The organism is Chitinispirillales bacterium ANBcel5, from assembly GCA_029688955.1.
GTDB classification, from domain to species: Bacteria; Fibrobacterota; Chitinivibrionia; order Chitinivibrionales; family Chitinispirillaceae; genus Cellulosispirillum; species Cellulosispirillum alkaliphilum.
In genome coordinates this window covers 165,211-173,603 of record JARUKZ010000005.1, presented here as the reverse complement: position 1 = coordinate 173,603, position 8,393 = coordinate 165,211, and the positions used below count along the sequence as shown (strand labels likewise).

The 8,393-nt window shown below is 42.2% G+C and carries 4 protein-coding genes; 1 reads left to right on the top strand and 3 read right to left on the bottom strand.

The window, feature by feature from the left end:
• Window positions 1-2,449: 2,449 nt before the first annotated feature.
• The 3 genes from lgt to QA601_04420 form a co-directional block, all read right to left on the bottom strand.
• On the bottom strand, window positions 2,450-3,304 hold the full coding sequence (lgt, locus tag QA601_04430) for a prolipoprotein diacylglyceryl transferase (protein MDG5814312.1): 855 nt from the start codon (window positions 3,302-3,304) through the stop codon (window positions 2,450-2,452).
• 459 nt (window positions 3,305-3,763) lie between these two features.
• Window positions 3,764-4,378, bottom strand: coding sequence for a hypothetical protein (locus QA601_04425; GenBank protein MDG5814311.1), 615 nt, complete (start codon window positions 4,376-4,378; stop codon window positions 3,764-3,766).
• A gap of 129 nt (window positions 4,379-4,507) precedes the next feature.
• Entirely contained in the window at window positions 4,508-5,032 is a 525-nt protein-coding gene (locus QA601_04420) for a hypothetical protein (GenBank protein MDG5814310.1), read from the bottom strand.
• 830 nt (window positions 5,033-5,862) lie between these two features.
• On the opposite strand from QA601_04420, the gene QA601_04415 reads away from it, so the two are divergent.
• Window positions 5,863-7,674 carry a T9SS type A sorting domain-containing protein gene (locus tag QA601_04415; GenBank protein ID MDG5814309.1) on the top strand — a complete coding sequence of 604 codons (1,812 nt, stop codon included), beginning with the start codon at window positions 5,863-5,865 and terminating at the stop codon, window positions 7,672-7,674.
• Window positions 7,675-8,393: the final 719 nt, after the last annotated feature.

Sequence of the window (8,393 nt, the reverse complement as noted above, 5' to 3'; positions counted from 1 at the left end):
AGAAAAAAGGGAAAATTTTTTATTTCCTAATCTCTAATTAGTACTTGGTCATTAGTCAAAAACATGTTGTCGCCCTGGCCTCCGTAGCTTCCGCGTAGGAGGCCCATAAAAATCCTTTTTCCCACAAATCTCGATGGCATCAACAAATATCCCGCGCTTTCAGCGCTTGGGATCTTTTTTCGCACCTGCACCCGGGGCTGCGCCAGAAGACTGGCTTACCCCGGGCTATTAAACTGCGCGCTTTCAGCGCTTATGAAAAAGATCAAAACCAAACTCCATTTTCCCTTCCTTCCCGAGATCATAGCCCAAGGGTCCCCCCAAACGGATCCTTTCACGCTTTCACCATTGACGCCCGGGGGTGACCCAATCTATCGCCTTTAGCCCCATAAAAATCTTTCCTTTTATCTTTAATTAGTAATTATGATACCGCCTTTAGCCCCATAAAAATCCTTTTTCCCACAATTCCCGATAACAGCATCAAATATCCCGCGCCTGCACCCGGGGCTGCGCCAGAAGACTGGCTTACCCCGGGCTATTATATTGCGCGCTTTCAGCGCTTATGAAAAAGATCAAGATCATACGATCGACTTTCTCTCGTATACATTAGTAGTATGGAAGATCGTAAAAGATATGGTTATATAGCAGGAATGGTATTCCGGTTCCCTTCCTCCCCGCGATTAAAGCCCAAGGGTCCCCCCAAACGGGTCCCTTCACGCTTTCACCATTGACGCCCGGGGGTGACCCAATCTATCGCCTTTAGCCCCATAAAATCTCTTTTTCCCACAAATCCCGATAACATCAACGATTATCCCGCGCTTTCAGCGCTTGGGATCTTTTTTCGCGCCAGCACCCGGGGCTGCGCCAGAAGACTGGCTTACCCCGGGCTATTATATTGCGCGCTTTCAGCGCTTATGAAAAAGATCAAGATCAAACGATCGACTTTTTCTCGTATACATTAGTAGTATGGAAGATCGTAAAAGATTTAGATCTATAGCAGGAATGGTATTCCAATTCCCTTCCTTCCCGCGATTAAAGCCCAGGGGTCCCCCCAAACGGGTCCCTTCACGCTTTAAATAGCTATGAGCTATGAGCTGTGAGCGTTGAGCGGGAAAATGGGGAAATTGTATTTCCTAATCTTTAATTAGTACTTGTTCATTAGTCTTTATGTTGTCGCCCTGGCCTCCGTAGCTCCCGCGTAGGAGGCTTGGCCCCATAAAATCCTTCTTACTATCCTCAAATCTCGGGGAACTGCTCTCGACTCCGCGTACGCACAGTAAATTTCCAGTTTCTTTTGTGAGTATCAATACCACCATAAAAATTTTCACCCTTAAAGTCTGCACATTTATTATATACAGTCATAGAGCACCTCCGATGAAATGGTTTGAATAAAAGTCAATGTTTCTTCATTCCAAAGTAAAAAGAGGTGCTCCTTACATCCTACCTTTTTATCATAGTATCTCGAGGAACTGCAGCTCAGGCCAACGGCCGGGATGAGCCCCCCCCCTGTAGAACCAACTGTAAGATATTGCCACAATGCCTAAAATGATGTCACTGCTATGGAGTCCCTGCCCTGTAAGGGCAGTCCATACTTCGGCTTCGCTCTGCACAGGTTTATAGCCAGGTCTTTTAAGGCCTGGTCTCTATAAAATCCCATTCCCCCTTCCTCCCGTGATGATAGCCCAAGGGTCGCCCCAAGCGGGTCCCTACACGCTTTCACCATTGACGCCCGGGGGTGACCCAATCAATCACCTTTAGCCCCATAAAAATCCTGTTATTTATTTCCTACATAGATAAATGTAACACATATGTTAATCATCTCACTCTAGATACCATGTTGTGTGTGGCCTTCTCCCTGTGGGAGAAAGGTGGCCAACGGCCGGGATGAGGTCTTAAGAGAGAACAGCGAGACGGCGTGATGGAGCTCAAAAAATCCTGCATTACCACATTCCACATTCTCCAATTTTCCATAGAGGTCGCCCCTTCAGGGCTCCTTGGTCCACGGTGTTGTTTTTCCCAGGGCGATTGCCCTGGGCTTTTAATGGAAACCGCCCTGTTCAGGGCTTGCTTCGGTGGTAGAGTGGGAGGTTTGGGTTTTAATAGCTATGAGCGTTGAGCAGGAAAAAGGGGGAAATGGGTGGTTACTATTTTCTTCATCATATATTTGAACCGTTACGCCTCTCGACTCCGCTCGAGGAACTGTTAAGTGCATGCTCGAGGAATTGCTCAGGGCATTGTCCATAATACACAGCTGAGGCGTCGATACATTCTTTCATTCTTTCATTCCAAATTCCAAATTCCAAATTCCAAATTTTCTCCCCTCCCGCGATTAAAGCCCAAGGGTCCCCCCAAACGGGTTCTCCCACGCTTTCACCATTGACGCCCGGGGGTGACCCAATCTATCGCCTTTAGCCCCATAAAATCCTTCTTATTATCCTTAATCAGTCATGGGTTAACCTTCCTTTAACCCATCACCTTTTGAACTCAATAGTTTTTTATCCCCGAAATATCCAAAGACTATAAATCCAATTCCCAACAAAACAAATGGAATACTGAGTAATTGCCCCATGCTAAGAGCCAGATGTTCTTCAAAGGCAACGTGGCGCTCTTTAACAAATTCAATAAAGAATCGTGCTATGAAAATCATTATCATCGATAACCCGAAATAGAATCCGTTTTTCAAAGTATGTTTTTTTGCCTTGTACAAAAACAACAACACTAAAAAGGTAAACAGATACGCTGTTGCTTCATAGAGCTGGGCCGGATGTCGTGGTATAGAATCGTTACGCTGGAAAACAAATGCCCAGGGCACAGAGGTTGGCAGTCCAACTATTTCAGAATTCATCAGGTTACCAAGTCTGACAAAAAACGCGCCCAGAGGCGCGACAATCGCGATCAAATCCATTGTCCTGACCATCGGCAGCTTCGCCTTTTTGGAATAAATAATAAAGGCAATGATTAACCCTATCGCACCACCATGACTTGCCAATCCCTGAAAGCCCGAAAACCTATACCCCCCCTCAATGGTTCTTTGAATGGGAAGAAATATCTCCAAAGGGTTGCTCAGGTAATAAGAGGCCTGATAGAAGAGCGTATGTCCCAGTCTCGCCCCTGCCAAAGCCCCAATCATCAGATAAAGAGGGAGCTTTTCGCCTTTCTCAGATGGTATGTTTTCGTTTTCAAAAATCCATCGTAAGATATAGAGGCAAAGTAATACTCCGGCACCAAACAACACTCCGTAGTACCTGATTGAAATACCAAATATATTCACGATTTCGGGGTTAATATTCCAATTAATGTGGCTCATACCATCTACTCTCTTTGATTAAAATTTTGGCTTCTTAAGGGGAAGGCCCCCCGAACAGTAACGCAAACTGGTGTGATAATATACATCAGCTCTCTGCCATGATCTTATTGCTTTCGATTTATTGCCGAATAAATTGTGTACGGTTTGGTCTTACATTGCTTATGGTGGGCTGTGGGTGTCTAACTCTTGAAGTTCGAACCAAATTCATCTTGCCACCACCATAAGCGCTCTCTCACAGCAGTGCATTGCAAACAAGCCTAAGGATTATACCCCCAAACGTACTAAACGCACCGGCTAAATATTCATCCAAAGACAAGAAGAAAACCTGGAAGAATTTCTAAAGAAACAAATGAGTCTAACAACCACTGTGATACTTAGGTTCTTAAAATATGGATTGTAGTGGACTGTTTAACTGATAATCCTGTGCATGGTTCCAACAATAAAGAAAGGAAAGCTCTATTACTTAAATAGAAAAGAATTCAGTATAAAGCTATAAACATCAATCTTATATGGTGCTGTATATGAATTTTCAATGGGATAACCAGTATAACTCAATTCATATAGCTTCTGATTTTTATCAATATAAAATGCTATTCTATGACTATCGAAAGCATAATAGTGTATTCTAAAAGCTTTTTCACCTGAAATTTTGGCAATACTTGTTTTTTCCTCCATTAGTTTTCCATCATTTACTGGAATTCCACCAACAGGCATTCCTTTTTCAATTGCTAATTGCCACTGTTCAATATTTTTTTGTGTTGCCCACTGTTTTGCGGACAGATTCCCGGGGTTATCATATGTCTTTATATAAAAGGTATATGAATTTATGTTTTTGTTTTGAATATCCCCTGGCCCCAGAATAACTATTTTATCTCCGGTTATCTCTAACACAGCATTAGGTGGGTATAAAAATTTAAAATCATCACCATCATAGATTTGAAGGTTTATTTCTGATAAATCTGTTTTGGTGTATAAACGTAGCTCCTTATCAGTACTACTACTTACGGACCTTATACTTAAAAAAAAGATCACCACTAAAACAAGCCTATTTTTTCGATACGTATTCTTTATCACAGGATCACTCCGTCGCTATTATTTTTTGACCGGTGCAGATAGATTAGCATTATAATGTTTATCCTACTCTAATCGGGGCCGTCTATTTTACCCCTTACGCCCACGGTATAAAAAGTAATTTCGAACTAATCAATCACTATCACTTATTGCTGAATTATAAATAGACACCGATTCTTCAACCTTCCCCCGATAAATAATTCGAGGTATCCAGGAAGTAAGGGCTATTCCCAAGCCAATTATTGGGACAGTGAAATTTGGAAGCGGGATGTCTCCATTCTCATCCTTTGGAGCATTCAGCTCTATCGCCAATCCGGTTATTCCGACTGCTAAACCAGTCACCCCTAAAGAAAGTTCCAATATTCTATTGGTTTTATAGGTTTGTAATGTGGAGTATGCTTCGGGAACTGGCTTGAGTTCCTCAGCTAAATTTGTGGCAAAATAATTAACCCGTTTATTTCTGGTATCCCCTATGCAATAGTAGTGTCGGTTAATTATACTGGTATGAAACCTTCCAGTATTTGGACAAAAACCGGACATATCCAATCGGTCATTTCTCAATTCAATTTTTGGTAAATCTTTTACATCAATTGAATCATTGTGGGCATAGATAACTGATGTAAGTGTCAGTAACATACAAAGTAATTGATTTTTCATCGCGATGCCTTCTCCTGAATTTTTGTGATATTTTGTAGCATTGTGTTTTTTGCGTGCCTTTAAAGAGTAGTGTTTCACCAAACACTGAAAATCGTAGGTATTATACAGCGAGTCATTGCTGTCCAAAATAGATCTTAAACAGGTAAAATAATTGATTCAATTATGAGCCCTAAAAATTTAAAGCGCAGACCTGTGGTGAGTTAAGGAATAGAGATATCCCGGGCGCCTGCCGCGGACGGCACCGGTTGTACCCATTCGGGCACAATGTCCTTCAGGCTCGTTTGAGCCCTTTCCTTCTTTTCCCTCACTGCGCCTTTAACTCTGTTCACCCTTCGCAGTAGTCTGCTACGGAGAACGGGCGTTCTCTGCGCCCTCTGCGTTTATTTCACTCTCTTAGCTTTTTCCTATGCACTCCACTCTTTCTATCAGTTATTCTTTCTAAAAGAGAGTATAACAACCTAATGAAGATGTATTATGTCGCCAATGCAAGGATGTCTCCTGAAATCGGCCGAACTCAATAGTACGTATCAATCCTTTTTGCAATCCACCAGATACTGCTAACACCCTGACTATCTGTAATCTTTTCTACGCACCAAAGTTTTTGTGTAGTGAAAAAATGACCCGATTATGTGATATCTGTTATAACAAAGATCTTTTTACCTCTTTTTTCAATAATATGTGTAGTAGCATTTAGTCTCTTTTCTGTTATTCCTCGATTTTTTTTGCTTATCTTATGGTTAGTATTCTTAGAGAGCTTCTCATAACAGGACCTGAAGAAGCATCAAAAGACAGTAACATTTGTAAGAGCAATCAATGATGGGAGACCTAAAATGCACAGATTCAGTAGCCGTTTTATAGAAAGCACACTGGTTTTTTTACTGCTGATTATTGTCTTCAACCCAGGCATAAGTGCGGCTCAGACCGCAGAGGTCTCCCGCTCAGGAGACACCTGGACAACGACAATAGAGGAAAACAGTCACTATTCAGGGAACAGTCTTGCCGATGCAATTGATGCGGCAGTAAGAAGAATCGATAACGGAACAATCAATATTAGAAACTCCGGAAATCTCACAGGAACAATAAACCCCAGAGCAAATCAAACATTTGATTTCCATGGCAATGAGATTAACGCAACAAGGGGTTTTAGCGCAAGGCATACCAATGGAATTACTATAAGAAACCTGAGAATGACAGGGGCTCCTAACTCTGCAATCTCTTTTCACGGCTGTTCTTATGTCCACCTTCACAATATTTCCATGATTTTTAGCGGAAACACCGCCGGTGGAGTAAGAATTGACAATGATCGTTACAGCAACCTGGTCAGAACAACCAACCTTAGAGTAACCGGAGTTTTTGAAATTCAGGGAACCAGAGGACACGGTTTTGAGACCTATGGTATTGATAGTATGGTGGTAGAAAGGTTTTATTCGCGACACACCAACTATTGTGGTTTGATTCTCAATGAAACAAGAAATGCCGAAATAGGGTACATCAATGCTTTCAGAGCCGATTACGGTGGTGGCTATGCCGGGTTTAGAACACCCAACGGTAGCGGACCTAATATAACTGTCGATACATTGATTGCGACCGAGTGCGGAAGAGGCTTTTTCAGTTTAACAAGAACCGATGGAGTAACAATTAACTATGTAGAAATTACAGGTTGTTCCAATATCGGTATCTGGATTGAAAATGTTCCAAATAACCGGGTGCTAAGCGGGTATGTCTGGGAAAACCGAAGTAACACCTCCATATCGGGAAGCAATACCCGTGGTAGCAGTATTGATGTCCAGAACCGTCCGCCACCTGGTGGAGGTATTGGATCTGTTCTTCCTCCTCCTTTCGTAGTTTCTCCTGAGGATCCTCCTGTCACCGAGATTGAAAAAGGTGATGGGGAAAAGATAGAAAATCTCCTAATTTATGAAGTGAGTCACGGAGCCAACTGGAACATCAGATCCGGTATCCAGAACGGGCAAACTGTTTTTGGTGACAGAGACTTTACATTTGCAGATGTACCAGATGCCTTAGCTGGTGAAGAATGGATACAAACCGCAATGAATTCACGATCCAATACGTCTCTTTCCGAATATGCTGAGTTTAGTGCCAAAGAAGAAGTAAGTATCTACATCGCACACTCAGACAGAGTTGAAGAAAAGCCCGACTGGCTTTCAGAGTATGATCTGACTGATATGGTGGTGACTGTTCAGGAAGATGCAACAACGCAAAGAACACTATCAGTGTACCAAAAGACTGTATCAGAAAACGAGCAAATTAGCCTGGGCATTAACTCCAACGACGGCACCACAACATCGTTGATGTATTTCGTTATTGTCACCGAAGTCCCTTCCACCACCATGACTCATCTCCAGAATACAACAGCATCATCACTCCATTTAGCTATTTATCCAAGCTCCTTCTATTCAACTACAACGATTTCCTATAACGTACCAAAGCATACAGACTATGAACTGAACGTATATGCACTGAATGGGGAACTGGTAAAAACACTAAAAAGTAGAAAGGTAGCGCGAAAAGGTGTTTCTTCCATTTCATTTGACGGAAGCAGGCTTGCCAGCGGGGTATATTTTGTCAAACTTACTGCCGGTAACGAGTTCATGCACAAAAGGATGTTTTTGATGAAATGAAGTTATATATTTATCGCACTGCTCACGGATATACGGTGCAATGCAACGGAAAACAAGGTGAGATAAGAATTGGGAATTATAACTGTGGGGACACCCGCGACTTCACCCCACAGCAAAAAATTCTACACCGCTCTCTGTATGTACTCTTTTCACGTATCCTTTGCTTTTAACCGGTGAAGACCGAACTCTGATTGCCATGATACGTATGCACAACTTAAGAGTGAGTCTTATAACCTGTAATCGTCTGATTCAATTCAGTATACTCTCCATGCCAGAATGAAAAGTTTCAGCTACCTCCCGTTTTTTTTACCAGAACCCATGCTCTTAGAATCGGTGCTGTTGCCCGAATGGCTATCAGCGTTTTAGGTTCCACTTTTTCCTCTTTTTACACCCTTCTATCCTCGAATCGCTGAAAATTAGATCCCAAACCAATCGGTTTGTAGTGAGAAGTATGCTTCAGTTATTGATATGACTTCTTCAGCTAAATTGGTGGCAAAACTTAATTAAAAAAAGACCCAAAAGAGGTCTTAAAACGGAAGCTTTTTGGCTTCAAAAATGCTTACTAAGAGGGAATTAACCGTCCGCTTTATAAAAGCCTGGTCTCCAGAAACTATGGTTTAGTGAAATTTTTCATGGTTTCCCCCCAGGACTTATGACACCCCCCGTTCATGATTTGTATATTATCCGATAGTACCAGGCTGAACTGAGAATATAACAGG